Origin of the sequence: Rathayibacter sp. VKM Ac-2926, from assembly GCF_022815565.1 — a bacterium.
Lineage (GTDB): Bacteria > Actinomycetota > Actinomycetes > Actinomycetales > Microbacteriaceae > Rathayibacter > Rathayibacter festucae.
Genome location: NZ_JALGRS010000004.1, coordinates 143,788 through 169,644, shown reverse-complemented (window position 1 = coordinate 169,644; position 25,857 = coordinate 143,788). Strand labels below are relative to the sequence as shown.

Sequence of the window (25,857 nt, the reverse complement as noted above, 5' to 3'; positions counted from 1 at the left end):
GCCCGTCGACGTCGGAGGCCGCCGTGCTCGAACTCGCCGTACCGCTCCTCGCGCGCGTCGAGGCGGGCGAGAGCGTCGCCGTGGTCACCGTCACCCACGTCTTCGGCTCGGCACCGCGCGCCCTCGGCTCGTCGATGGCGGTCGACGCGGCCGGCAGCGCCATCGGCTCCATCTCGGGCGGCTGCGTCGAGGCCCAGGCCTACGCGCTCGCGCAGGAGGTGCTCGGCTCCGGCGGCTCCGGCTCGGAGCACTTCGGCTTCGACGACGAGGCGGCGTTCGCGGCCGGTCTCTCCTGCGGCGGGCAGCTGCGGGTCTTCGGCCACGTCGTCGACGCGGGCTCGGGTGCGGTGCTGGCCGAGTTGCGGGCCGCGCGGGCCGGGCGGCCGGCGGGACTGGCGATGATCGTCGGCGGGCCGGACGAGCTCGTCGGCCTGGTGCTCACCGGGGCGACCCGCGCACAGGACGTGGTGGGACCGTCGCTGGACGAGGACACGGTGCGCAGGATCCTGGCCGAGCGGGCCGCGCGCCTGGCCTCGGGCCGCTCGGCGACGGTCGAGATCGCCTGCCAGGGCGTCGAGCTCGAGGTGACCTACGTCGTGAGTGCCGAGAAGCCGCGCCTGCTGATCTTCGGCGCCGTCGACTTCTCCGCGGCGCTCTGCGCGGCCGGGGCGCTGCTCGGCTACCGGGTGACGGTCTGCGATGCGCGGCCGGTGTTCGCGACGGCGGAGCGGTTCCCGGGCGCCGACGAGGTCGTGGTCGAGTGGCCGTCCGACTACCTCGCGGCGACGGAGGTGGACGAACGCACGGTGATCGCGGTGCTCACCCACGACGAGAAGTTCGACGTGCCGCTGCTCGAGACGGCGCTGACGCTGCCCGCCGCCTACATCGGCGCGATGGGCTCCCGGCGCACGCACGAGCGGCGGCTGCGGCTGCTGCGCGAGGCCGGGGTGGCGGAGGAGTCGCTCGCCCGGCTGCACTCGCCGATCGGCCTGGACATCGGCGCGTCGACGCCGGAGGAGACGGCGGTCTCGATCCTCGCGGAGGTGCTGGCGGTGCGCGCCGGGGCATCGGGCGCGCCGCTGGCGGGGCGGTCGGGGCCGATTCACGCCTCGCGCTGAGACAGAAGGTGCCAGCGGGTCACGCGAGCTGCCGGGCTCCTCAGTCCGTGCCACAGAGAGGACAGCGCGATGGGCGCGATGCCAGCATGGCGTCGCTCCGCCGCTCACCCTCAGCACGATGAACCAGGAGTCACCATGACCGAACCCACCCGCTCCCTCACCGCCGCCCGTCCCGCGCGCGGAAGTCGCTCGACCGTCGCGACCCTCGCGCTCGTCGCTGGTTTCGCCGGCGGCCTCGCCCCGGCCGCACTCGCCGACCCGACCCCGGACGTCGCAGCCCCGACGAGCCCGGCGAAGAGCATCGTCACGGGCGGCGGGAGTGCGGCGGCGCCGTCGGCCGCCGCGGCGTCCGACGGCGGTTTCACCTTCTCCTCCTTGACGGGGAGTGGAGCAGCCGTGCACCCCGGGCTGAAGGTCAAGACCTACGCCTCGTTCGACGTCGCGCCGGGGACCGCCGTCGGAGCGGGCACGCCGGTCACCGTCGTCTACTCGTTCTTCAACACCGGCGACATGCCGCTGCGCGATGTCGGTCCGAAGAAGGTGAACCTGGACGTCGACACGGTCTCCACGGTCGTCATCAAGGGCCGCGTCGTCACCGTGGAGGATGTCCAGCGCGGCTCTGTGGCTCTGTCGAGCACCTGGACGGCGAGGACGCCGGTGGGGTCGGTCTCCGCGCCGACCAGCACGTTCGACCTCCGCATCCCCGGCTCCGCCTTCTAGAGCACGCCCGGCTCGGCGGCGGTCCGCCCGGCTGCCCTGACGTTCGTCGGGCGCGGGCGGGCCGCCTCGAGGGGACGGACGTGAAGTGATGCCCCGTCGCTCCGCGTCCGTCCCCCTCCGTCGGCCTTCATCCGCCTCGAGTGCGTGCCGTGCCGACGACGCGCGGTCCTCGACGGACCGCTCCGGCAGGTGGACCGTCCGCACGACGACGCGCTCGTGGACGGCTGCTCCCTTCGCGATCTGGTTCTTCGCGCGCTGAGCAGCGGTCCGGAACGGCCCTGACGAGGACGGGCCGGGGCGGAGGAAACCGCCGCGAAACACCGCGCTGCCATGCTCGGAGGATGCAGCGTCACGTCATCACCGGAGCCCACGTCGCCACCGTCGATGCTGCGGGAGCCGAGCACCCCGGCGGCCACGTGGTCGTCGACGACCGGCGGATCGTCGCCGTCGGCGCGGGGGAGCCGCCCGCCTGGGCGCTCGACGGCCGGGCGCCGACCGGTCTCCCGTCCGCGGAGCCGGTCCTGCTCACCCGGGTCGACGGTCGTGGGCATTTGCTGACCCCCGGACTCGTCAACACTCACCACCACCTGTACCAGTGGCTGACCCGCGGCTGGGCGCAGGACTCGATCCTCTTCGACTGGCTCGTCGCGCTGTACCCCGCCTGGTCGCGGATCGACGCCGATCTGACCCGGTCCGCCTCGCTCGGTGCGATGGGGGTGCTCGCCCGCTCGGGCTGCAGCACCGTCGGCGACCACCACTACGTCTTCCCGCGCGGCTCCGGCGACATCGTCGGCGGCATCGTGGACGCCGCCACCACGCTGGGGCTGCGGCTGCACGCGACGCGCGGCTCGATGGATCTCGGCGAGTCGCAGGGCGGGCTGCCGCCGGACTTCGCGGTCGAGACGACCGCGGCGGCGCTGCAGGCGAGCGGCGAGGCCGTCGAGCGCTACCACGACACCTCGTTCGACGCGATGGTGCGCGTCGCGATCGCGCCGTGCTCGCCGTTCTCGGTGACGCCGGACCTGCTGCGCGAGTCGGCGGTCCTCGCCCGGCAGCTCGGCGTGCGCCTGCACACGCACGGGTCCGAGACGGTCGAGGAGGACGCCTACACCCGCGAGGCCTTCGGGATGTCGCCCACGGACTACCTGGAGTCGCTCGGCTGGCTGGGCGACGACGTCTGGATGGCGCACGGCGTGCACCTCGACGACGACGCGATCGCGAAGTTCGCGGCCACGGGCACCGGAGTCGCCCACTGCCCGTCGTCGAACGCGCGGCTCGCGGCGGGCATCGCGCCGATCCCGCAGCTGCTGGCGGCCGGGGCGCCGGTCGGGCTCGGCGTGGACGGCGCGGCGTCGAACGAGTCCGGGCAGCTGGGCTCCGAGATCCGCGCGGCCGTGCTGATGAACCGGCTCCGCGCCGGCGCAGACCGGATGAGCGCGCGGCAGGCGCTCTCGATCGCGACGATCGGCGGCGCGCGCGTGCTCGGCCGCCAGGACGAGATCGGCTCGATCGAGGTGGGCAAGCTCGCCGACCTGGCGCTGTGGCGGATCGACGGGATCGAGCACGCCGGCATCGCCGACCCGGTCGCGGCGCTCGCTCTCGGGGCGCAGCCGCCGCTGACGCTGCTGCTCGTCAACGGGCGGCCCGTGGTCGCGGACGGACACCTCGTCACCACGGACGAGGACGCGATCGCCCGCGAGGTCGCCCGCGCGAGCGCGGAGCTGGCGGCGCGCGTCTGACTGAGCACGGCCCGGATTGCGGACCACCCTCCGCCGCTGAGGGAGCGACCCGTGCGGCGGCCCGCCCGTTCTTGCTGATCGAGTAGGCCGCGAAGCGGGCGTATCGAGATCCACGGTCGTCCGTGGGGCGGTCTGCAGACACCTCGTGCTGGCGGTGGTGGGTCTCGATACGCCCCTGCGGGGCTACTCGACCAGCATGGGCGGCCGTGGCCACGGCCGCCGCTCAGGTCAGCCGGGAGGCGCGCCCGCGTCGACCGCCTGGACCGGGGCCGCGTCGGGGTGCAGCAGGCGCCAGACGCGGTCGCGGGAGACGGGCAGGGCGTGCGGCCGGACGCCGACGGCGTCGCGGACGGCGTTGGCGAGTGCGGGCGCCACCGGGTTGTAGGGCGCCTCGCTCATCGACTTCGCGCCGAACGGGCCCAGATCGTCGGCCGTGTCGGCGAAGTAGACCTCGGCCGGCGGCACGTCGGCCATCTGCGGGATGTGGTAGTTCCGCAGGATCGCCGTCGTCACGGTGCCCTCGCCGTCGAGGATCACCTCCTCGTACAGCGCCGAGCCGATCGCCTGGGCGACGCCGCCCTCGACCTGCCCGCGGAGCTGCGCCGGATTGATCACGAAGCCCGCGTCGACCGCCTGCACCGACTGCAGGATCCGCACCTCGCCGGTCGGCGCGTGCACCGCCACGCGGAAGCCCTGCACGTTGAAGGCGAGCGAGCGCTGCGCGCCGTCCTCGCTGCCGGTGGCCGACACCTGTCCGCCGGCCGCGAGCACCAGGTCCGCGTAGCTCACCCGGGTGCCGTCGGCGGCGAGGAGCCCCTCGTCGTCCGGCTCGAACTCGCTCCCGTCGTGACCGGTGAGCCGCTTCGCCAGCGAGCGCAGGTCGGCGAGGAGCCGCAGCGCCGCGCTGTACACGGCCTTGCCGGCGACGACCGTCCCCGCGGAGCCGAACGCGCCCGTGTCGTACCGGGCCGCGGCGGTGTCGGACTGGCGGATCCGCACCCGGTCCGCCGAGGCCCCGAACGCACTCGCGACGAGCTGCGTGTGCACGGTCGTCGTCCCGTTGCCGAACTCCGCGGTGCCGACTCCGATGGTGAGCACGCCCTCGGCGTCGACCGACACGGTCGCCTCCGAGAAGTGGCCGCGCGGAGGCAGCGTCGCGATCATCGCGACCGCCATGCCGCGCCCGGTGCTCCAGCCCGGTCCCTCGGGAGCCTCGGACCCCGTCGCGCGGTCGAGCGCCGCCTCCGCGAGGTCGAGGCACTGGTCGAGCCCGTAGGAGGCGAAGCCGATGTCGTCGCCCTCCACGTGGGTCACCACGAGCGGCTCGCCCGGCTTGACCGCGTTGATCCGCCGCAGCTCGAACGGGTCGATCCCCAGCTCGCCGGCGAGCTCGTCCATCGCCGACTCGATGCCGAAGATCACCTGGCCGAGGCCGTAGCCGCGGAACGCGCCCGAGGGCAGATTGTTCGTGTAGACCGCCTGCGCGTCGACGCGCTTGTTCGGCGCCGTGTAGGTCGCGACCGACTCCGACGTGCCGTGGAACATCACGCCGGGGCCGTGGTTGCCGTAGGCGCCGGTGTCCGAGAGCACATCGACGCTCAGCGCGGTCAGCCGCCCGTCGCGGCGCGCGCCGAGCGTGACGTCGACCCGCATCGGGTGCCGGCAGGGCGCCATCGTGAACTCGTCGGAGCGGGTGAACTCGAACTGCACCGGCCGCCCGGTCGCCAGCACGGCCAGTGCGACGACGTCCTCGGTGAGGATCTCCTGCTTGCCGCCGAAGCCGCCGCCGACCCGCGCGGTGAAGACCCGCACGCTCGCGGGGTCGCGGTCGAAGATGCGCGCGATCTCGTCGCGGACCAGGAACGGCACCTGGGTGGAGGTGCGCAGCACCAGCTCGTCGCCCTCGAGCCAGCCGATCGTGCCGTGCGTCTCCAGCGCGGTGTGCGCGACGCGGGAGGTGGTCCACCGGCCCTCGACGACGACGTCCGCCTCGGCGAGGCCGGCGGCGACGTCGCCGTACTCGCCGTGCAGCTCGGCGACCACGTTCGCGCCGGGGTCGGCGATGCGCGAGGCGATCGGGTCCTTGTCCGCGTGCAGGAGCGGGGCACCGGGCGCGCGCGCCTCCTCCGGGTCGAAGACCGCGGGCAGCAGCTCGTACTCGACCTCGATCGCGCGGCAGGCGGCCTCGGCCACTCCTACCGACTCGGCGACGACGACCGCGACCCGCTGGCCGCGGAAGCGCACGACGGTGTCGAGCATCCGGGTGTCGTCGGGGTCGTCCAGCCGCGACTCGTGCCGCGCGGTGGAGTACAGGATGTCCGGCACGTCGGCGGCGGTCAGCACGGCGACGACGCCGGGCATCGTCGCGGCGACCGCGGTGTCCATCGAGAGGATGCGGGCGTGCGCGTGCGGGCTCTGCAGCACCTTGAGGTGCAGCAGCCCGGGCACGGCGACGTCGAGCGTGTACGGCTCGTGGCCGGAGACGATGCGGCGGCCGGCCGGGGCGCCGAGCGAGCGGCCCACCCGCGACTCGTCGGCGGAGGTGCGCCCGGTGCGCCGCACGGGGGTCAGCCCGGTGGGCGGCTCGCAGAGGTGCTCGGACAGCGCCTCGCGGATCGGCCGGTAGCCGGTGCAGCGGCAGAGGTTCCCCTTCATCAGGCGGGGGAGGTCCTCCTCGCGCGTCCTTTCGAGGGCGCTCGCGGTGACGACCATGCCGGCGGTGCAGAAGCCGCACTGGAACGCGGCGTGGTCGACGAACGACTGCTGCACCGCGCCGGGTTCCTCCGGAGTGCCGAGTCCCGCGGCGGTGGTGACCTCGCGCCCCTCGATGCGGTGCGCGGGGTAGAGGCAGGAGTGGAAGGGCGTGCCGTCGACGAGCACCGAGCAGGCGCCGCAGTCGCCGGCGTCGCAGCCCTTCTTGACTTCGAAGTGCTCGTGGTCGCGCAGCAGCGTCCGCAGCACCTGGCCGGGGCGGGGCGATGCGTCGACCGGCTCGCCGTTGACGGTGAATCTCATGCGGTGTCTCCCGCGGTCGGGCTGGTCTCGCCGCTCGTCGCCGGCTGGTCCGCTCCGCCCAGCTCGCCGCGGATCTCCTCGGCCAGCACGCCCACCACCGCGCGCCGCCAGTCGGCCGCGCCGTGCGGGTCGGTGAACCAGGTCGTGATCCCGCCGAGCGCGGCGTCGAGCTCCTCGGACGTCGGGAGCGCCGTCCACCGCAGCACCTCGGGCCGGATCGTCGCGGCGGTCACCGTGACCACGACCTCCCCGTCGGCGTCCACCCGGCCGATGACGAGCGCTCCGGAGCGCCCGAGCGGCGACAGCGCGATCTTCCGGTACGCGGTCCACGCCGCCAGCGCCCGGCGCGGGAACTCGATCGAGCGGATCACGTCGCCGTGCCCGAGCGAGGTCGTCATGTTGCCCGTGACCAGCTCGGCGACCGGCACCAGAGCGTCGGAGCCGTCCGCGCGCCAGACGAGCGCCTCGGCGTCGAGCGCCGCGGCGAGGCTGATCATCGGCCCGGCGGGGAGTGCGTTGGCGATGTTGCCGCCGACGGTCGCGACGTTCCAGATCTTGAAGGAGCCCAGCAGCGCCGTGCAGCACTGGAAGAAGAGCGGGTGCGCGGGCCGACCGCCGTCCGGCATCGCCGACAGCTCAGCGAGGGTGCAGGTCGCCGCAATCGACAGGCCCTCGGCCGTCTCGCGGTACGGCTCCCAGCCGAAGCCCTGCAGGTCGAGCAGCTCGTCGAGGTGGTCGTGCGGGAGCGAGAACACCCAGGACCCGCCGCCGATCACCGCAGTGCGCGGACCCATCGCGGCCAGGTCGGCGCGCTCGCGGACGACGCGCACGCGCTGGATCGTGTTCAGGTCCATGCCGCGCCCTCCGCTCCGTGCGCCGACGGCGCGCTCCTCCCAGTGAACCTCAGACGTGTGACGCTCGTGTTTCCGAGCCCGCCGCGGAGGCTCAGCCGAGCGACGCGACCCACTCCGAGCTGCCGTCGACGAACGACTGCTCCTTCCAGATCGGCACGGTCGCCTTGATGTCGTCGACCAGCGCCGCGCAGGCCTCGAAGGCCGCGGCGCGGTGGGCGGAGGCGACGGCGCAGGCGAGCGCGAGATCGCCGACGACGAGGTCGCCGACCCGGTGCACCGCGGCGACGCGGACTTCCGGGAACCGCTCCGCGATCCGCCGGGCCGAGGCGAGCAGGGCGGCCGGCGCCTCCGGGTGCGCCTCGTAGGAGAGCCGGAGCACCCCGCGGCCCTCGTCGTGGTCGCGGACGATCCCGGCGAAGGTGACGACGGCGCCGTGGGTCGGCGACTCGACGGCGTGCTCGCACTCGTCGACGGTGACGGGGTCGCGGGCGATCCGGGCCAGGGCGACGGGATCAGCGGACATGATCGCCCCCGCCCAGCTGGTCGAGCACGTGGCCGATGATCGGCTCGAGCACCTCGATGCCGTCGCGGACGCCGCCGGGAGAACCGGGCAGATTCACGATGACGCTCCGGCCGCTGACTCCCGCGCGCCCGCGGCTGAGCACGGCGGTGGGGACATGGCCTGCCCCGCGCGCGCGGATCGCCTCGGCGAGTCCGGGCAGCTCGCGCTCGAGCAGCGGCGCGGTCTGCTCCGGAGTGACGTCGCTCGGTGCGACGCCCGTGCCGCCGGTGGTGATCACCACGTCGATGCCGGCCGAGAGCGCATCGGAGATCGCCTCGCCCACCGCGTCGCCGTCGGCGACGACGACCACGCGGCCGCTCCAGCCGCGGCTCTCGAACCAGGTGAGCAGCGCCGGACCGGTGCGGTCCTCGTAGACGCCCGAGGCGGCGCGGGTGGAGGCGACCACCGCGACTGCGGTGCGGCTCACGACCGGCTCCATGAGCCGCTCCTGCCGCCCTCTTTCGCCAGGACGCGGATCCCGGTGATGACGGCGCCGCGGTCGACGGCCTTGATCATGTCGTAGACGGTGAGCGCGGCCACGCTGACGGCGGTGAGCGCCTCCATCTCGACGCCGGTGCGGCCGCTCGTGCGCACGCGCGCCTCGATCCGGACCCGGTCGTCGCCGGGCTCGAGGTCGATGTCGACGCCGTCGAGCACCAGCGGGTGGCAGAGCGGGATCAGCGCGGAGGTGGCCTTGGCGCCCATGATCCCGGCGATGCGCGCGACGCCGAGCGCCTCGCCCTTGGGCAGCTCGCCCTGCGCGAGGAGGCGGACGACGTCGGGGGTCGTCTCGACGAACCCCTCCGCGACCGCGACCCGCGAGGTGACCTGCTTGCCGCCGACGTCGACCATGTGCACGGCGCCGTCGCCGCGGACGTGGGTCAGCTCGGTGCCGTCGGTGGTCCCGACGCTTCCGGTCGTGTCCGTCGTGTCAGTCATCGATCCTCCAGATCTCGACCGTGTCTCCGGTCGCGGCGTGCTCGGTCCCGATCGGGACGTGGATGAGCACGTTCGATCGAGCGTAGGACGCGAGCAGGTGCGAGCTCGGGCCGCCGACGGCGTGCACGAGCCCTTCGTCGTCGAGGGTGCCGCGCCGGATCTGGTGCAGGTGCCCGGGGGAGTCGAGCGGCGTGGCCAGCCGGGCGCGCAGCCGCGGGCGCTCGGCCGGCAGCCGGCCCGCGAGCGAGCGGAGCACGGGCCGAAGGAACAGCTCGAAGGAGACCAGGGCGCTGACCGGGTTGCCCGGCAGCGAGACGATCGGCAGGTGCAGGTCGTCGCGGACCCGGACGAGCCCGAGGCCCTGCGGACCGCCCGGCTGCACGGCGACGTGGCCGAACTCGGAGCCGGCCGCCCCGAGCGCGTCGCGGACGACCTCGTAGGCGCCCGCGCTGACCCCGCCGACGGTGATCGCGAGGTCGGCCTCGGCCGCGTGCGCGTCGAGGAGCGCGAGGAGGTCCTCCGCCCGGTCGCTGCCGCAGGGCACCACGGTCGGCAGGCCACCCGCCTCGCGGACCGCCTCGGCCAGCAGCGAGCCGTTGGCGTCGTAGATCTGCGCGTCCTCGAGCTCCGAGCCGGCCGCGCGGATCTCGTGCCCGGTCGGCACGACCAGCACGCGGACGCGAGGCAGCACCTCGACCTCGGTCAGGCCGAGCGAGGCGAGCAGGCCGTAGTGCGCGGCGCGGAGGACGGTGCCGGCGGGCAGCGCGAGCTCGCCCTGCCTCGCGTCGCTGCCCCGGGCGCGGACGAAGGCCGCAGCGACGACGGGGCGCGAGAACGCCACCTGGGCGTCGGTGCTGCCCGGGGCGGGGAAGCGCGGCGGGTCGACGGTCTCGATCGCGACGACGGCGTCGGCCCCGGCCGGCAGCGGCGAGCCCGTCATGATCGGCACCGCGGTGCCCGCCTCGTGCCGGGGAGCGCGGTCGCCGGCCGGGATCGGCGCGGCCACGGGCAGCGAGACCGGGCTGCCGGCGCTCGCCGCGGCGAGGTCCGCCGCGCGCACCGCGAAGCCGTCCATCTGCGAGTTGTCGAAGCGCGGCAGATCCAGCGGCGCGTCGACCGAGCGCGCGAGCACCCGGCGGTCGTACGCGCCCGGGTCGGCGGCGACGGCGGCGGGAGCGAGCGCCAGCGTCTCGCGGGCGCCGCGGGTGGCCAGCGGCGAGAGCAGTGCGCGCACACGGGCGGCGTGCAGATCGATCGAGGTCATCGGGTCCTCTCGGAGGTCCTGGCCGGCGAAAGCGTTCCTGACGGGGCGGGGCGTTCCTGACGGGGCGGAGGCGTTCCTGACCGGCGGCAGGGACGTCTCCATCTTGCCCGCTCCGGCCCGGATCCGGCGCGTAGTCTGTCCGGATGAGCACAGCACTCGGGATCCCCGGCATCCGGCCCCGCCCACGCGGTGCGGTCCTCCCGGCCGAGCGGCCCGAGACCCCGCTGCTGCTCGACAGCTACGGACGCGTCGCCGACGACCTGCGGATCTCGCTCACCGATCGCTGCAACCTCCGCTGCACCTACTGCATGCCGGCCGAGGGCCTGCCGTTCCAGCCGCCCGCCTCGCTGCTGAACCGCGAGGAGATCGTCCGCCTCGCCCGCATCGCCGTCGAGCAGTTCGGCGTCCGCCAGATCCGCTTCACCGGCGGCGAGCCGCTGCTGCGCAAGGACCTCGTCGACATCATCCGCGACGTCGCCGCGATCGAGCCGCGCCCCGAGATCTCGCTGACCACCAACGCGATCGGCCTCTCCGGCCGCGCGCAGTCGCTCGCCGACGCGGGCCTGGACCGCGTGAACGTCTCGCTCGACTCCATCTGCGCCGAGACCTTCGCGAAGGTCACCCGCCGCCCCTTCCTCGACCGGGTCCTCGCCGGCATCGACGCGCTCGGCCCCGCCGGGCTCCAGCAGACCAAGATCAACGCGGTTCTGCTGCCCGGGATCAACGACCACGAGGCGCCCGAGCTGCTCGCCTGGGCGCTCGCCGGAGGGCACCAGCTCCGCTTCATCGAGCAGATGGCCCTCGACGCCGACCACGGCTGGGACCGCTCCACCATGATCACGGCGGCGATGATCCGAGACCTGCTCTCGGAGCGCTTCGTCCTCACGCCGAATGCCGCGCCGCGCGACGGCGCGCCCGCCGAGCTCTTCGACGTCCGCGCGATCGGCTCCGACGAGCTGCTCGGCACCGTCGGCATCATCGCCTCCGTCACCGAGGCGTTCTGCGGCGATTGCCGCCGCACCCGGCTCACCGCCGAGGGCGGCGTCCGCAGCTGCCTCTTCTCCAACGAGGAGACCGACCTGCTCGGCGCGATGCGCTCCGGCGCCGACGACCACCACGTCGCCCAGCTCTGGCGCGGCGCGATGTGGGCCAAGCCGGCCGGCCACGAGATGAACCGGGCCGGATTCGTGCAGCCCGAGCGCACCATGAGCGCGATCGGCGGCTGAGCGTGCGCGTCCGCTACTTCGCCGCGGCGAAGGCCGCCCTCGGGCGCGCCTCCGACGAGTTCGAGGGCGTTTCCGACCTCGCCGCCCTGGAGGCGGAGCTCGTCGCCTCCGCGCCGTCCGCCGCCGACGTCCTCGCCCGCTGCAGCTACCTGGTCGACGGCGTCTCGACGACCGACCGCGCCACTCCGCTGCCCACCGGCGCGTCGGTGGACGTCCTGCCGCCCTTCGCCGGCGGCTGACCCCTCTCGCCGCTGTGCAGGTGCCCGTCCGTTGTGCAGGAGATGCCGGCTCCGGTCGGCCGTGCCACGCGGCGAGACGGCACAGGGAACGCGGACGACCTGCGAATCGAGCCTCCGACCGGCAGTCGGATCAGCGCCAGCCCACCATCCCGCCGAGCAGCGAGTCCGAGGCGATCCCCACCGCCGCCGCCCGGTCGGCCGCGATCCGCGAGCGCACACCCGAGGCGCAGTGCAGCACCAGCGGCCCCGCGGGCAGCAGCGCCGGATCGAACCGCGACATCGGCAGCCGCACGGCCCCGGGGATCGCGACGGAGCGGTCCTCGTCGTCCTCCCGCAGATCGACGACCGTCGGCGGCGTCGGCCCGGCGAGCCGCGCCCGCAGCTCGTCGGCGGTCACCGCTCCGGCCACGGCGAGCACCGCAGCCACCGGCGGCACCGCGCGGGCCAGCGGCAGCTCGTTCCACGAGCCGTCCAGCGCGTCGTGCACGACGACCCGGCCGAATAGAGGCTCGCCGACGCCCGAGACGAGCTTGACCACCTCGCTCGCCATCGCTGAGCCGATCGCCGCGCAGAGCGAGCCGAGGACCCCGACCGTCGCGCAGCTGTCGGCCGCGTCCTCGGCGCCGGGATGCAGGGCGCGCAATGTGACCCCGCCGCCCGGCGCGGCCGCCCAGAAGGTGGACAGCTGCCCGTCGAAGCCGAGCGCCGACCCCCAGACGTGCGGAACGCCGGCCCGGGTCGTCGCGTCCGAGGCGAGGTAGCGCGAGCCGAAGGTGTCGAAGCCGTCGACCACCACGTCCCAGCCCGCGACGAGCGCGTCGGCGTTCGCACCGGTGAAGGAGACGGGGAAGGCCTGCACGTCGATCCCGGGGGAGAGCCGCCGCGCGGTCGCCGCCGCGGACTCCGCCTTCGACGAGCCGATCGACGACTCGTCGTGCGCCGTCTGCCGCGCGAGGTTCGACGCCTCGACGACGTCGCCGTCGACGATCCCGAGGTGCCCGACTCCGGCTGCGGCGAGCGCCGTGATCACCGGGGAGCCGATGCCGCCCGCGCCGAGGACGAGCACCCGCGCGTTCCGCAGGCGGCGCTGCCCGAGCTCGCCGAGCGGCGACAGCCGGATCTGCCGGGCGAAGCGCTCGCGCTCGGCGGCGGTCAGCGGCGGCCCCGGCTCCACCAGCGGGATCACGGCGCCACCTCGTCGAGCCGCCACTGGCCCTCCACCGCGATCGCGCGGAACCCCACGGCCTCGTTGACGGCGAGCATCGGCCGGTTCTCCTCCGCGTTCCAGGTGTAGACGGCCCGGCAGTCCGGATCGGCCACGGCCAGATGCTCGAGCGCGTCGAGCTTGAGCAGCATGCCGAACCGGTGCCCGCGGTGCGCCGGCTGCACGAGCGTCGCGCCCCAGAGCGCGGCGCGGCCGGGCAGCACGTCGACGGTGCAGTAGCCGACCGGCCGGCCCTCGTGCAGGGCGACCGAGGTCAGCTCCACCCGTCCACCGGCGGTCGACTCGCGGTCGTGCGCCTCGAGGCGCTCGCGGGTCCAGGTCTCCTCCGGCACCGACAGCCCGGCCGTGGGCGCCTGCGCGGACATGCTCGCGCGCAGGGCGAGCATCCCGTCGACGAGCTCCGCGGGCGTCGCGCCGCTCCAGTGCCGCAGCTCGTAGCCCTCGGCGTGCGCCAGGGCACCGCGACGCCGGGACGCGGCGAGCACGGGATCCAGCGGCAGCCGCACCGCGCTGACCCGCTCCACCTGCTCCAGCACCCAGCCGCGGGAGGCGAGCCAGCGCGCGCCGGGGTCGTCGGCCGGAACGGAGCCCGCCCCGGAGCGCGCGGCCAGGCGCGGCCCCGAGCGGTCGGCCCGGTGCGCCGTCCAGGTCTGCAGCACGGTCCGCCCGAGCGCGTGCGCCTCCGCCGTGAGCCGCTCCAGCAGGGCGGAGCCGACGCCGTGCCCGCGCTCCGCGGCGAGGACGGAGAACGCCAGCCAGGCCGCGTCGTCGCCCTCCTCGGTGCTCCAGTGCAGCTCGCCGCTGCCGACCGCGCGGACTCCGTCGTCCGTCGTGACCTCGGCGAGGAACGCGCGGCGCGGGTCGAACTCCTGCTGCCGCCACTCGCCGAGGTTCGTCTCGGCGGGGAAGCCGAGCTCGTCCGTGCCGGTGCCCTCGGCCTCGACGGCGTTGCCGATCGCGGTGAGGGTGACGAAGTCGTCCCAGCCCTCGGCGCCCGGGTGCTCGGGGATCGGCAGCTCGCGGATCCGGAGCGCGGGGTCGGTGGGGCTCGTCACCTCCCCAGTGTGCACGCCGCCGGGCCGCACCGCGCGGTTCCGGGCACGACGGAGCCCGTCGAGTACCGTAGGGAGCGTTTTCGAGCGGAGCGAGGCGGCCGGGTGTACCTGAAGAGCCTGACCCTCAAGGGGTTCAAGTCCTTCGCGCAGCCGACCACGTTCGCCTTCGAGCCCGGGGTCACCTGCGTCGTCGGGCCCAACGGCTCGGGCAAGAGCAACGTCGTCGACGCTCTCGCCTGGGTGATGGGGGAGCAGGGCGCGAAGACCCTCCGCGGCGGCAAGATGGAGGACGTCATCTTCGCCGGCACCTCCACCCGCGGCCCGCTCGGCCGCGCGGAGGTCGCGCTCACCATCGACAACACCGACGGCGCACTGCCGATCGAGTACACCGAGGTGACGATCAAGCGCACCCTGTTCCGCAACGGCGGCAGCGAGTACGCGATCAACGGCCGCGCCTGCCGGCTGCTCGACGTGCAGGAGCTGCTGAGCGACTCCGGTCTCGGCCGCGAGATGCACGTCATCGTCGGCCAGGGCCAGCTCGACGCCGTCCTGCACGCGACCCCGGAGGAGCGCCGCGGCTTCATTGAGGAGGCGGCCGGCATCCTCAAGCACCGCCGCCGCAAGGAGAAGACGCTCCGCAAACTCGACGGCATGCAGGCGAACCTGACCCGCCTCTCCGACCTCGCCGGCGAGATCCGCCGCCAGCTCAAGCCGCTCGGCCGCCAGGCGGAGGTCGCCCGGCAGGCGCAGACCATCGCCGCCGTCGTCCGCGACGCCCGCGCACGCCTGCTCGCCGACGACGTCGTCACCCTCCGCACCGCGCTCGACGGCTTCGCCCGCACCGAGAGCGAGCGGCACAGCGAGCGCCTCGTGCTGCAGGAGCGGCTCGAGCAGAGCACGCTGCGCACCGCCCGGATCGAGTCCGAGATGGTCGGCGACGCGGTCGACGACGCCCGGCGCACCACCTTCGAGCTCGAGTCGGTGCAGGAGCGGCTGCGCAATCTGGCGGCGCTCGCCGGCCAGCGCCTCGCCCTGCTCGAGGCGGAGTCGGAGCAGCCCGCCGTGCAGCCCCGCGTCACGGCGCCGATGGTCGAGGAGGCGCGCGCCGAGCTGGAGCGCCTCCGCGTCGCCGTGCTCGACGCCGAGACCGCGTGGACCGACTCGCAGAAGGCGACGGTGCGCGCTCGCGGCGCCCTGGACGCGACCGACGAGGAGATCGCGGCGCAGTCGGCGCTCGTCTCCCGGCACGACCTCGAGCTGTCCAAGCTGACCGGCCAGGCCGACACCGCCGCCTCCCGTCTCGCCGCCGTCCGCGGCGAGGTGCTCCGCGCGCAGAACACCCTCGACTCCGCCGTGCAGCGCCGCGAGGCGGCCCAGCGCCAGCTCGACGCGCTCGAGGACGAGATCGGCGAGGCGGGCGGCGGCACAGACGGCACGCTCGACGAGGGCTACGAGCTCGCGCAGTCCTCAGTCTTCGAGGCCGAGGGCGAGATCGAGCGGCTCCGCGAGGAGCTGCACGCCCTGGAGCGCGAGCGCGACGGACTCGCCGCCCGCCGCAGCGCCCTCTCGCTCGCCCTCGACGTCTCCGACGGCTCGGCCGAGCTGATCGCCACCCGCCTGGACGGCATCCGCGGCCGCGTCGCCGAGCGGATCCAGGTCCGCCCCGGCTACGAGGCGGCCATTGCGGCGGCACTCGGAGCGGCCGCCGACTCCGTGCTCGCCGACTCGCAGCCGCACGCCGAGGCCGCACTCGACGAGGCGATCCGTCGCGAGCTCGGCCGGGTCGAGCTGCTGATCGGCGACGCCGCCCGCCCCGCCCTCGCGATCGAGGTGCCGGAGGGAGCGACCCGCGCCCGCGACCTGGTCACCGGCCCCGACGGCGTCCTCGCCCTGCTCGAGCAGGTCGTCGTCGTCGACGACCTCGACACCGCCCGCCGGCTCTGGCCCGCGCTGGCCGGCGGCGAGCACCCCGTCACCGTGGTCACCCGCGACGGCGCCTCGGTCTCCGACGCCGTCCTCAGCGGGGGAGCGGGCGGGCAGCGCAGCCGTCTCGAGCTGGTCTCCGAGCGCGACGCCGCCGCGAGTCGGCTGGAGGAGATCGAGGGCCGGATCGACCGCCTCCGCTTCGACCTCGCCGAGCAGACCGGCGCCCTGCGCGCCGCCAAGGAGCAGTCGCGCCTGGCCCTCGCCGCCCTGCGCGAGCACGACGCCGCCCGCGCCGCGCACACCGAGCGCCTCGGCCGGGTGCGCGCGCAGCTCGAGGGCGCCACCGCCGAGCTCGGGCGCGGCGAGAAGGCCCTGACCATCGCCACCGAGCGGGTCGGCGACGCCGAGGCCGCGGCGCAGAAGGCGAAGGGCGAGCTCGACGTCGCCCGCTCGCGCCCGCGCCCGGTCCTCGACGTCAGCGCCCGCGACGGCCTCCAGCGCGAGGTCGACGCGGCCCGCGAGCGCGAGATCGAGGCGCGCCTCGGCGTCGAGACCGCCAAGGAGCGCGTCCGGGCCGAGCAGTCCCGCGGCGAATCGCTCGAGCGCCAGCTCGCCGCCGACCGCGCCGCCGCCGACGAGGCCGCCCGCCGCGCCGTGATCCGCCGCCGCCAGCACGACGCCGCGGCCGACGTGACCGGCGCCATCCCCGCCGTGCTCGCCTCCGTCGACCGCTCGGTGCAGCAGTCGCGTGCCGAGCTGCTGCGCGCCGAGACCGCCCGCTCGCAGCAGAACGAGGAGCTGCAGGCGCTGCGCCGCGAGGAGGGCGTGCTCCGCGACCGGCTGCAGAGTGTCACCGAGAGCGTGCACGGTCTGGAGCTGCAGATCTACGAGAAGCGCCTGCAGCTCACCGGGCTGCTCGAGCGCGCCGGCTCCGAGCTCGGACTGGTCGAGGACGTGCTGGTCGCCGAGTACGGCCCCGAGGTCCCGGTCCCCGACGAGACCGACGCCGAGGCGCCCGCGCGCCCGTTCGTCCGCGACGAGCAGCGCCGCCGGCTGGACAAGGCCGAGAAGCAGCTCGGCCAGCTCGGCCGGGTGAACCCGCTCGCCCTCGAGGAGTTCGCGGCTCTGGAGCAGCGCCACGTCTTCCTCACCGAGCAGCTGACCGACCTCACCAACACCCGCCGCGACCTGCTGACCATCATCGAGGAGCTCGACGAGACGATGCAGACGGTCTTCGCCTCGGCCTTCGACGACACCCAGGCCGCCTTCGCGGACGTCTTCCCGGTGCTCTTCCCCGGCGGCACCGGCAGCATCCGGCTCACCGACCCGGAGAACCTGCTCACCACCGGCATCGAGGTCGCGGTGCGCCCGGCCGGCAAGAAGATCGAGCGGCTGTCGCTGCTCTCCGGCGGCGAGCGCTCGCTCGCGGCGGTGGCCTTCATGGTCGCGATCTTCAAGTCGCGGCCGAGCCCGTTCTACATCATGGACGAGGTGGAGGCGGCGCTCGACGACGCGAACCTCGGCCGCCTGCTCAGCATCTTCCAGGACCTCCGCACGTCGAGTCAGCTGATCGTCATCACCCACCAGAAGCGCACGATGGAGATCGCCGACGCCCTCTACGGCGTCTCGATGCGCCAGGACGGGGTCTCCGCGGTGGTCGGTCAGCGCGTGGAGGCGCCGGCGGTCTGATCCACGGGTTCGATTCGCAGGCGATGCCGGCCGGCAGGCCCGTCCTGCCGCAGGTCCAGGCTCCGCGAAGGGCGGATCGCCTGCAGATCGGACGTCCACCCGCCGGTAGCCTGGGCGCATGGCAGAACGCAGCTCCTGGTCGCTCGGTCGCGCACTCCGCGGCCTGTTCGAGAAGCGCACGATCGACGAGCAGACGTGGGACGACCTCGAGACGGCCCTGATCACCGCCGACTTCGGGCCGGACATCACCGAGGAGATGGTCGAGGACCTCCGCGCCAAGGTCGCCCGCTACAACACCACCGACCCGCGCGACCTCCAGCGCATGCTCCGCGAGTCGCTCGAGGAGCGCCTCTCCAAGTACGACACGACCCTCAAGCTCAGCGAGCGGCCCGCGGTCATCCTGGTCGTCGGCGTGAACGGCGTCGGCAAGACCACGACCATCGGCAAGTTCGCGAAGTTCCTCCGCAACTTCGACCGCAGCGTCGTGGTCGGCGCCGCCGACACCTTCCGCGCCGCCGCGGTCGACCAGCTCGCCACCTGGGCGCAGCGCGCCGACGCGCAGATCGTCCGCCCGCAGCAGGAGCGCCAGGACCCGGCCTCCGTCGCCTACCAGACCGTCGAGTACGCGAAGACCCACGGCATCGAGATGGTCATCATCGACACCGCCGGCCGCCTGCACACCAAGGGCGGCCTGATGGACGAGCTCGGCAAGATCAAGCGCGTCGTCGAGAAGCAGGCGCCGATCTCCGAGATCCTGCTCGTCCTCGACGCGACCACCGGCCAGAACGGCCTGATGCAGGCCCAGGCCTTCATCGAGCACGCCGGCGTCACCGGCCTCGTCATCACCAAGCTCGACGGCTCGGCCAAGGGCGGCTTCGTCCTCGCCGTCCAGGAGAAGACCGGCATCCCCATCAAGCTCGTCGGCCAGGGCGAGGGCATCAACGACCTCACCGGCTTCACCCCCCACGTCTTCGCCGCCCAGCTCGTCGCCTGACCCGGGAGTCCCTCCTCCTCTTCTGCGAGATGCCACTTGTGCACGCGACACGCCGTGAAACGCGTGCACAACTGGCATCTCGCGAAGCAGTTCAGTCCCCGGCGCAGCGTGAGTCACCACTGACCGCCGGGCCGAGAGTGGACGCGAACCGAGTTCTGCGGGCGGGCCATGGCCCGAGACGGATCGACTCGGCGAACAGCCCTCTCGGAAGACCGGCCACTTTGCTGATCGAGTAGCCCGCGGAGCGGGCGTATCGAGATCCACCAGCGTCAGACAGCGAGTCTGCAGACCACCCCTGCTGACGATCGTGGGTCTCGATACGCCCCTGCCGGGCTACTCGACCAGCAAGGGCCCCCAGGACCCCATCCGCGAGATGCCACTTGTGCACGCGACACGCCGTGCAAGGCGTGCACAAGTGGCATCTCGCGGGGAGAGCGGGTCAGACCGCCTGGGAGAAGCCGAGGGCCGCGTCGGCCAGGTGGCGCAGGTGCTCCGGGACCGGCCGGCCCTTCGACTCCATCGAGCGGGCCCAGAGGCGACCGGCGCGGTAGGAGGAGCGGACGAGCGGGCCGGAGAGCACGCCCAGGAAGCCGATGTCCTCCGCCTCCTCCTTGATCGCGACGAACTCCTCCGGGTGCACCCAGCGGTCCACCGGCAGGTGCCGCGGCGTCGGGCGGAGGTACTGCGTGATCGTCACGATGTCGGTGCCCGCGTCGTGCAGGTCCTGCAGCGCCTGCGAGATCTCCTCGCGCTCCTCGCCCATGCCGAGGATGAGGTTCGACTTCGTGATCAGCCCGGCATCGCGTCCCTGGGTCAGGACGTCGAGCGAGCGCTCGTAGCGGAACGCCGGCCGGATCCGCTTGAAGATGCGCGGCACCGTCTCGACGTTGTGCGCGAACACCTCCGGCCGGGCGTCGAACACGCGCTGCAGGTGCTCCGCGCGCCCGGTGAAGTCGGGCACCAGGATCTCCACGCCCGTCCCCGGCGCCTGCGCGTGGATCTGCCGGATCGTCTCGGCGTACAGCCAGGAGCCCTCGTCCGGCAGATCGTCGCGGGCCACCCCGGTCACCGTCGCGTAGCGCAGCTTCATCCGTGCCACCGACTCGCCCACGCGGCGCGGCTCGTCGGCGTCGTAGTCGGCCGGCTTGCCGGTGTCGATCTGGCAGAAGTCGCAGCGGCGCGTGCACTGCGAGCCGCCGATCAGGAAGGTCGCCTCGCGGTCCTCCCAGCACTCGAAGATGTTCGGGCAGCCGGCCTCCTGGCAGACCGTGTGCAATTCCTCGTCCTTCACGAGCGACTGCAGCTGCCGGTACTCCGGGCCCATCACGGCCTTGGTCTTGATCCACTCCGGCTTGCGCTCGATCGGCGTCTCGGCGTTGCGCACCTCGAGGCGCAGCAGCTTCCGGCCGCCGGTCTCGGCGCTCACGCCGCGACCCCCGCGATCGTCTCCACGACCGCGAAGGCGGGTGCCGCCTCCCGGAACCGCGCCTCGACCCGGGCGCGCACCGACTCCATCGAGGGCGCCTCGCCGCGCTCGCGCTCGACAGTGGTCACTCCGGCGTCGGCGATGCCGCACGCGACGATCCGGGAGTAGGGCTCGAGGCTGTTCGAGACGTTGAGGGCGAAGCCGTGCATCGTCACGCCGTGCGCCACCCGGATGCCGATGGCCGCGATCTTGTCGGCGCCCTCGCCCCGGCGGATCCAGACCCCCGAGCGCCCGTCGACCCGCACCCCGGCGACACCGAGGTCGTCGAGCACGTCGATCAGCACGCCCTCGAGCGAGCGGACGTAGGCGACCACGTCCACCGGCTCGCGCAGCCGCACGATCGGGTAGCCGACCAGCTGCCCCGGCCCGTGCCAGGTCAGCCGTCCGCCTCGGTCGACATCGACCACGGGGGAGCCGTCGACCGGCCGCTCGTGCGACTCCGTGCGCTTGCCCGCCGTGTAGACGGCGGCGTGCTCGCAGAGCACGAGCGTGCCCGGCCGCGAACCGGCGACCACCTCGCCGTGCAGCCGGCGCTGCAGCTCCCAGCCATTGCGGTAGTCCAGGGGATCCGCGGCGTCGCCCGCGAGCAGTGTCTCGATCACCCGGCCACCTTAGACGAGTTCCTGCACTCGGTACAGTTAATCGACGCGGGCCGCGGTCGTCCGACCTCCGGGAAGGCTCCGGTAGAATTCCCGGCATCATGGCTACTTTCGGCACCCTCTCCGATCGACTCGTCGAGACCTTCAAGAACCTGCGCACGAAGGGCAAGCTCTCGGCCTCGGACGTCGACGGCACCGTCCGCGAGATCCGGCGCGCGCTGCTCGACGCCGACGTCGCGCTCGACGTCGTCAAGGCGTTCACCGGCAAGATCCGGGAGCGCGCCCTCGGAGACGAGGTCAACAAGGCGCTGAACCCCGCGCAGCAGGTCGTGCAGATCGTCAACGAGGAGCTCGTCGCGATCCTCGGCGGCCAGTCGCGCCGCCTCGAGTTCGCCAAGCGCCCGCCGACGGTCATCATGCTCGCCGGCCTCCAGGGTGCGGGAAAGACGACCCTCGCCGGCAAGCTCGGCAAGTACCTCGGCAAGGACGGCCACACGCCGCTCCTCGTCGCGGCCGACCTCCAGCGCCCCAACGCGGTGCAGCAGCTGCAGGTCGTCGGCGAGCAGGCCGGTGTCGCGGTGTACGCCCCGGAGCCCGGCAACGGCGTCGGCAACCCGGTCAAGGTCGCGCAGAACGCGATCAAGTTCGCCACCGACAAGCAGTACGACACCGTCATCATCGACACCGCCGGCCGCCTCGGCGTCGACGCCGACATGATGAAGCAGGCCTCCGACATCCGCCGGGTGACGAACCCGGACGAGGTCCTCTTCGTCATCGACGCGATGATCGGCCAGGACGCGGTCGCCACCGCGAAGGCCTTCCAGGAGGGCGTCGACTTCACCGGCGTCGTCCTCTCCAAGCTCGACGGCGACGCCCGAGGCGGCGCGGCCCTGTCGGTCGCCTCGCTCACCGGCCGCCCGATCCTCTTCGCGTCCACCGGCGAGGGCCTCGACGACTTCGAGCAGTTCCACCCGGACCGCATGGCGAGCCGCATCCTCGACCTCGGCGACGTCCTCACCCTCATCGAGCAGGCGCAGAGCGCGTTCGACGAGGACGAGGCGCGCAAGATCGCCGAGAAGATCATGGGGGACACGTTCACCCTCGACGACTTCCTCGGCCAGATGCAGCAGCTGCGCAACATGGGCTCGATCAAGAAGATGATCGGCATGCTGCCCGGCGCGAAGGGCATGCGCGAGCAGCTCGACCAGTTCGACGAGCGCGAGATCGTGCGTACCGAGGCGATCATCCAGTCGATGACCAGGGCCGAGCGGGTGAACCCGAAGCTGCTGAACGGCTCGCGGCGCCTCCGCATCGCCCGCGGATCCGGCATGACCGTGACCGACGTCAACCAGCTCGTCCTGCGCTTCGACCAGGCCGCGAAGATGATGAAGACCGTCGCCAAGGGCGGCGTGCCGAACGTCCCCGGCATGGGCCCCGTGCCCGGTGCCGGCTACCAGGGCCGCCCGAAGCCGCAGAAGAAGAAGAGCAGCAAGTCGGGCAACCCGGCCAAGCGCGCCGCGGAGAACGCGGCGATCAGCTCCGGCCCGCAGTCCACGAACGCGGGCGGCTCGGGCTTCGGCCTCGGCGGTGGCTCCGGCGCGGGTGCGCAGCCCACTCCGGAGGAGCTGGAGCAGCTGCAGAAGCTCCTCGGCCGATGAGGGGCCTGGGCGCCGGTCTCGCGGTCGCCGCGGCGGCCGCAGTGGCCCTCGGGCTGGCCGGCTGCTCCGAGGGCTCGGGAGTGGACGCCGCCTCTGCCCCGTCGCCGGACGAGCTCGTCGGCCGCTGGGTCACGGGAGTGTCCTACGAGTCGCCCGAGGTCCCGTTCCTGCTCCTCGCCGAGGACGGCACCTGGACCGGATCCGACGGCTGCAACGGCGTGCAGGGCGAGTGGTCGATCGACGGCGAGGGCGCGCTGACCGTCGACGCCGGCCCCAGCACGATGATCGCCTGCGACGGCGTCGCCCTGCCGATGATCTTCGCCGACGCGATGATGGCCTCGATCGACGGCGGCCGCCTCCGCCTCTTCGACGCCGACGGCGCCACCACCGTCAAGCTCGCCCGCTCCACCAGCGACGACGCCCCCACCGCGTCCCCCGACCCGGCCGGCGAGTAGCCGCCCCGATCGGATCTCGATACGCCCGCTGCGCGGCCTGCTCGATCAGCAGGGGTCCGCCTCATGCTGGTCGAGTAGTCCCGCAGGGGCGTATCGAGACCCACCACCGGCACGCCGCCCGCCGCGAGGTCTAGCGTGAAGGCATGACAACCGCTTCTCCGCGCCCCGTCCGCATCGGCGTCCAGATCGCCCCGCAGCACGTCTCCTACGAGGTCATCCGCGACACGCTCGCCGAGCTCGAGGACATCGGCGTCGACATCGCCTTCAACTGGGACCACTTCTACCCGCTCTCCGGCGAGCCCGACGGCCTGCACTTCGAGGGCTGGAGCATGCTCGCCGCCTGGGCCGAGCAGACCAGCCGCATCGAGTTCGGCCCGCTCGTCACCTGCAACAGCTACCGCAACCCCGACCTGCTCGCCGACATGGCCCGCACCGTCGACCACATCAGCGCCAAGGGCGCCGAAGGCCGCCTGATCTTCGGCATCGGCTCCGGCTGGTTCGAGCGCGACTACCAGGAGTACGGCTACGACTTCGGCACCGCCGGGTCGCGCCTCGACGAGCTCTCCGAGGCCATGCCCCGCATCCGCGCCCGCTGGGACAAGCTGAACCCCGCTCCCACCCGCGACATCCCCGTGATGATCGGTGGCGGCGGCGAGAAGAAGACCCTCCGCATCGTCGCGGAGCACGCCGACATCTGGCACAGCTTCTCCGACGTCCCCACCCTCGAGCGCAAGCTCGGCGTCCTCGCCGACTGGTGCGGCCGCGTCGACCGCGACATGGACGCCATCGAGATCTCGACCGGCGCGAGCGTCCGCGGGGGAGTCGGCGACGCCTCCTTCGGCGTGCTCGACCAGCAGTTCGACCTCGGCGCCCGCCTCTTCACTCTCGGCATCACCGGCCCGGACATCGACCTCCAGCCGGTGCGCGACCTGCTCTCCTGGCGCGACGGCAAGAACAGCACCACCCGCTGAGCGGCTCCCCCGGGGTCAGCCGGGCGCGTCCGTCGCCCGCTGGTCCCCGGGGATCGCCTGCGCGAGCCCGGCCTTCTCCGCGGCGAGCACGAAGGCGTCCGCGAGCGCGACCTGGCCCTCGGCCGTCGGATGCACGCCGTCCTCGGCGAGCAGCCCGTCGGCGCGCAGCGGGTCCGGGTACTCGAGGGCGATCCCGCCCGCCGCGTCCACGGCGCCCACGAGCGCCGCATCGTAGGCGTCCAGGTCCTCGGGTCGCGGATCCGGCCCCCACACCGAGTCGAGCGCGATCAGCTTCGCGGAGGGGGAGGCCTCCGCGATCGCCTGCACCGCCGGGCCCATCGCGTCGGCGACCTCCTCGGGGGTCCAGCCGAGGTCGTTGCTGCTGGCGATCAGCACGATCGCGTCGGGCCGGGTGTCGGCGATCTCCTCGGCCCGGTCGCCGACGGCCACGCCGCAGTCGCCCGGCTCGATGAAGCCGCCGCCGTCGCAGCCCAGGTTGACGACGCTCCAGCCCAGGTCGTCCCCGACGAGGGCCGGCCAGGCCTGTCCGGGATCGAGCCCCAGACCGCGGACGATGCTGTCGCCGACGATCGTGACCCGCGCGCCGGCCGGCAGCGCCCCACCGAGCGCGAGCGGCGCGGAGTCGGACAGCGGATCCGAGGTCGGCGACGGCAGAGCCGTGGCCGTGGTCGCGGATGGCGACCGTGTGGCGCCCGTTCCGGCGGGGGCACCGCTGGCACTCGAGCACCCCGCGAGAGCCAGCAGGCCGGCGCCGAGCAGCGCCGCACCGGCCAGGAGCCGTCGGGTCATGCCCGCGGGTCCTTGAGCCCGTCGCGCAGCTCGCCCGCCAGCGCCCGGACCACAGCCTTCAGATCGCCGTCGTTCTCGGCCGCGGTGCGCAGCTGGCGCTGGTAGCTCGCTCCCGCCACGAGGATCAGCTCGACGTCGGCCAGCTCCGCCGCGCAGTCGAGCCGCTCCGCCACCGGCGCGAGCGTCGTGAGCAGATCGCGGATGTCGTCCGTGACGAGCCGCTCGTTCCCGGCCGCGTCGAGGATGATCTCCGCGTCGAGTCCGTAGCGCGCGGCGCGCCACTTGTTCTCCCTGACGTACCAGGGCTGCATCGTCGCGAGCGTCCCGCCCTCGTCGAGCTGGGTGGAGAGGTGCTCGACCAGGCACTGGATCAGCGCCGCGACCGCGCCGATCTCCTCCGGCGAGGACAGCCCGTCGCAGGCGCGCATCTCGATCGTGCCCCACTGCGGCGAGGGGCGGATGTCCCAGCGGACCTCGGTGTGGTCGTCGATGACGCCGGTGCGCATCATGTCGTCGACGTACTCCTCGTAGTTCGCCCAGGCGCCGAACTGCGGCGGCAGCCCGGCGGTGGGCAGCTGCTGGAACATCAGCGCGCGGTTCGAGGCGTAGCCGGTGTCGACGCCGCCCCAGAACGGGCTGGACGCCGAGAGCGCCTGCAGGTGCGGGTAGTAGTCGAGCAGCGCGTTGAGGATGGTGAGGACCTTGTCCCGGTCCTCGATCCCCACGTGCACGTGGATGCCCCAGATCATCATGTTGCGGCCCCACCACTGGGTGCGGTCGATGAGCCGGTGGTACCGCTCCTTGTCGGTGATGGTCTGGTCGTACCACTGCGCGAACGGGTGCGAGCCGGAGCAGACGAGGTCCAGGCCCATCGGGTCGGTGATCTCGCGCACCTGGCGCAGCTGGTCCTGCAGGTCGGCGACGGCGTCGCGGACGGTGCGGTGCACGCCGGAGACCAGCTCGACGGTGTTCTTCAGCAGCTCGCCGGTGATCCGCGGATGCGGCGATCCGTCCTCGCCGCGGAGCGCCTCGAGCACGACGTCGGCGACGTTGGCGAGGTCGCCCGTCTGCCGGTCGACGATGGCGACCTCCCACTCGATCCCGAGGGTGGAGCGGTCGGATTCGGCGAAGGTGATCTCCATGACGGCGTCCTCGTCAGTCCGGCGTCCACCGGGGCGGGACGCGCCCCCACATCCTCGCACCAGAGACCGGAGCGGACGCCGAGTGACGGGTGTCCGTGTCGGGGCCGCAGGCCGGGGGTTTTTCTGGCAGAATGATCCGTCGGGTCCGAGGCGGTCGACCCTCTACTCACC

The 25,857-nt window shown here is 73.6% G+C and carries 22 protein-coding genes; 10 read left to right on the top strand and 12 right to left on the bottom strand.

Annotated features, from left to right (window positions below; translation table 11 throughout):
* Window positions 1–23: 23 nt before the first annotated feature.
* From MT351_RS06990 to MT351_RS06980, 3 genes are all read left to right on the top strand, one after another.
* Entirely contained in the window at window positions 24–1,118 is a 1,095-nt protein-coding gene (locus MT351_RS06990; RefSeq protein WP_243581689.1) for an XdhC family protein, read from the top strand.
* Window positions 1,119–1,253: 135 nt separating this feature from the next.
* Window positions 1,254–1,838, top strand: coding sequence for a hypothetical protein (locus MT351_RS06985; RefSeq protein WP_243581687.1), 585 nt, complete (start codon window positions 1,254–1,256; stop codon window positions 1,836–1,838).
* 341 nt (window positions 1,839–2,179) lie between these two features.
* Window positions 2,180–3,577: an 8-oxoguanine deaminase gene (locus MT351_RS06980; protein WP_243581686.1), complete on the top strand. Its 1,398-nt coding sequence runs from the start codon at window positions 2,180–2,182 to the stop codon at window positions 3,575–3,577.
* Window positions 3,578–3,805: 228 nt separating this feature from the next.
* Here the strand turns inward: MT351_RS06980 and MT351_RS06975 are convergent, their stop codons facing one another.
* From MT351_RS06975 to glp, 6 genes are all read right to left on the bottom strand, one after another.
* Window positions 3,806–6,592, bottom strand: a complete 2,787-nt coding sequence (locus MT351_RS06975; RefSeq protein ID WP_243581685.1) for a molybdopterin-dependent oxidoreductase — start codon at window positions 6,590–6,592, stop codon at window positions 3,806–3,808.
* Entirely contained in the window at window positions 6,589–7,446 is an 858-nt protein-coding gene (locus MT351_RS06970; RefSeq protein WP_243581684.1) for an FAD binding domain-containing protein, read from the bottom strand. Before MT351_RS06970 ends, MT351_RS06975 begins: the two co-directional genes overlap by 4 nt.
* Window positions 7,447–7,537: 91 nt before the next feature.
* A complete protein-coding gene (locus MT351_RS06965) occupies window positions 7,538–7,969 on the bottom strand; it encodes a molybdenum cofactor biosynthesis protein MoaE (RefSeq protein WP_123703271.1) in 432 nt (143 codons plus the stop codon).
* Window positions 7,959–8,435, bottom strand: a complete 477-nt coding sequence (locus MT351_RS06960) for a molybdenum cofactor biosynthesis protein B (protein ID WP_123704769.1) — start codon at window positions 8,433–8,435, stop codon at window positions 7,959–7,961. Before MT351_RS06960 ends, MT351_RS06965 begins: the two co-directional genes overlap by 11 nt.
* A complete protein-coding gene (gene moaC, locus MT351_RS06955; protein ID WP_279398109.1) occupies window positions 8,432–8,947 on the bottom strand; it encodes a cyclic pyranopterin monophosphate synthase MoaC in 516 nt (171 codons plus the stop codon). Before moaC ends, MT351_RS06960 begins: the two co-directional genes overlap by 4 nt.
* Window positions 8,940–10,211, bottom strand: a complete 1,272-nt coding sequence (gene glp, locus MT351_RS06950) for a gephyrin-like molybdotransferase Glp (protein WP_243581683.1) — start codon at window positions 10,209–10,211, stop codon at window positions 8,940–8,942. The genes moaC and glp overlap by 8 nt, the downstream gene beginning before the upstream one ends.
* A gap of 143 nt (window positions 10,212–10,354) precedes the next feature.
* Between glp and moaA the strand changes: the two genes are divergently transcribed.
* A complete protein-coding gene (moaA, locus tag MT351_RS06945; RefSeq protein ID WP_132437818.1) occupies window positions 10,355–11,437 on the top strand; it encodes a GTP 3',8-cyclase MoaA in 1,083 nt (360 codons plus the stop codon).
* Between the two features lie 2 nt (window positions 11,438–11,439).
* On the top strand, window positions 11,440–11,676 hold the full coding sequence (locus MT351_RS06940; protein WP_207901822.1) for a MoaD/ThiS family protein: 237 nt from the start codon (window positions 11,440–11,442) through the stop codon (window positions 11,674–11,676).
* A gap of 130 nt (window positions 11,677–11,806) precedes the next feature.
* Here MT351_RS06940 and MT351_RS06935 read toward each other — a convergent pair whose 3' ends face one another.
* On the bottom strand, window positions 11,807–12,862 hold the full coding sequence (locus MT351_RS06935; RefSeq protein WP_132437819.1) for a ThiF family adenylyltransferase: 1,056 nt from the start codon (window positions 12,860–12,862) through the stop codon (window positions 11,807–11,809).
* Window positions 12,859–13,956 (bottom strand): GNAT family N-acetyltransferase, encoded by a 1,098-nt coding sequence (locus tag MT351_RS20245; RefSeq protein ID WP_132437820.1) that lies wholly within the window; start codon window positions 13,954–13,956, stop codon window positions 12,859–12,861. The genes MT351_RS06935 and MT351_RS20245 overlap by 4 nt, the downstream gene beginning before the upstream one ends.
* A 102-nt stretch (window positions 13,957–14,058) precedes the next feature.
* Between MT351_RS20245 and smc the strand changes: the two genes are divergently transcribed.
* Together smc and ftsY are read left to right on the top strand one after the other, a co-directional pair.
* On the top strand, window positions 14,059–17,571 hold the full coding sequence (gene smc, locus MT351_RS06925; protein ID WP_132437821.1) for a chromosome segregation protein SMC: 3,513 nt from the start codon (window positions 14,059–14,061) through the stop codon (window positions 17,569–17,571).
* 118 nt (window positions 17,572–17,689) lie between these two features.
* Window positions 17,690–18,565 carry a signal recognition particle-docking protein FtsY gene (gene ftsY / locus MT351_RS06920; RefSeq protein ID WP_123445706.1) on the top strand — a complete coding sequence of 292 codons (876 nt, stop codon included), beginning with the start codon at window positions 17,690–17,692 and terminating at the stop codon, window positions 18,563–18,565.
* A gap of 439 nt (window positions 18,566–19,004) precedes the next feature.
* Here ftsY and lipA read toward each other — a convergent pair whose 3' ends face one another.
* Window positions 19,005–19,991 carry a lipoyl synthase gene (lipA, locus tag MT351_RS06915; protein ID WP_207901823.1) on the bottom strand — a complete coding sequence of 329 codons (987 nt, stop codon included), beginning with the start codon at window positions 19,989–19,991 and terminating at the stop codon, window positions 19,005–19,007.
* Complete coding sequence (gene lipB, locus MT351_RS06910) at window positions 19,988–20,653, bottom strand: lipoyl(octanoyl) transferase LipB (RefSeq protein WP_132437822.1); 666 nt, start codon at window positions 20,651–20,653, stop codon at window positions 19,988–19,990. The genes lipA and lipB overlap by 4 nt, the downstream gene beginning before the upstream one ends.
* Window positions 20,654–20,751: 98 nt before the next feature.
* Here lipB and ffh point away from each other — a divergent pair, with 98 nt between their 5' ends.
* The 3 genes from ffh (at window position 20,752) to MT351_RS06895 (ending at window position 23,734) form a co-directional block, all read left to right on the top strand.
* Window positions 20,752–22,308, top strand: a complete 1,557-nt coding sequence (ffh, locus tag MT351_RS06905; protein WP_132437823.1) for a signal recognition particle protein — start codon at window positions 20,752–20,754, stop codon at window positions 22,306–22,308.
* A complete protein-coding gene (locus MT351_RS06900) occupies window positions 22,305–22,763 on the top strand; it encodes an META domain-containing protein (RefSeq protein ID WP_132437824.1) in 459 nt (152 codons plus the stop codon). Before ffh ends, MT351_RS06900 begins: the two co-directional genes overlap by 4 nt.
* Window positions 22,764–22,906: 143 nt before the next feature.
* Complete coding sequence (locus MT351_RS06895) at window positions 22,907–23,734, top strand: LLM class F420-dependent oxidoreductase (RefSeq protein ID WP_123732175.1); 828 nt, start codon at window positions 22,907–22,909, stop codon at window positions 23,732–23,734.
* Window positions 23,735–23,749: 15 nt separating this feature from the next.
* Here the strand turns inward: MT351_RS06895 and MT351_RS06890 are convergent, their stop codons facing one another.
* On the bottom strand, window positions 23,750–24,544 hold the full coding sequence (locus tag MT351_RS06890) for an SGNH/GDSL hydrolase family protein (protein WP_132437825.1): 795 nt from the start codon (window positions 24,542–24,544) through the stop codon (window positions 23,750–23,752).
* A complete protein-coding gene (locus MT351_RS06885; RefSeq protein ID WP_132437826.1) occupies window positions 24,541–25,686 on the bottom strand; it encodes a glutamate--cysteine ligase in 1,146 nt (381 codons plus the stop codon). Before MT351_RS06885 ends, MT351_RS06890 begins: the two co-directional genes overlap by 4 nt.
* Window positions 25,687–25,857 lie beyond the last annotated feature (171 nt).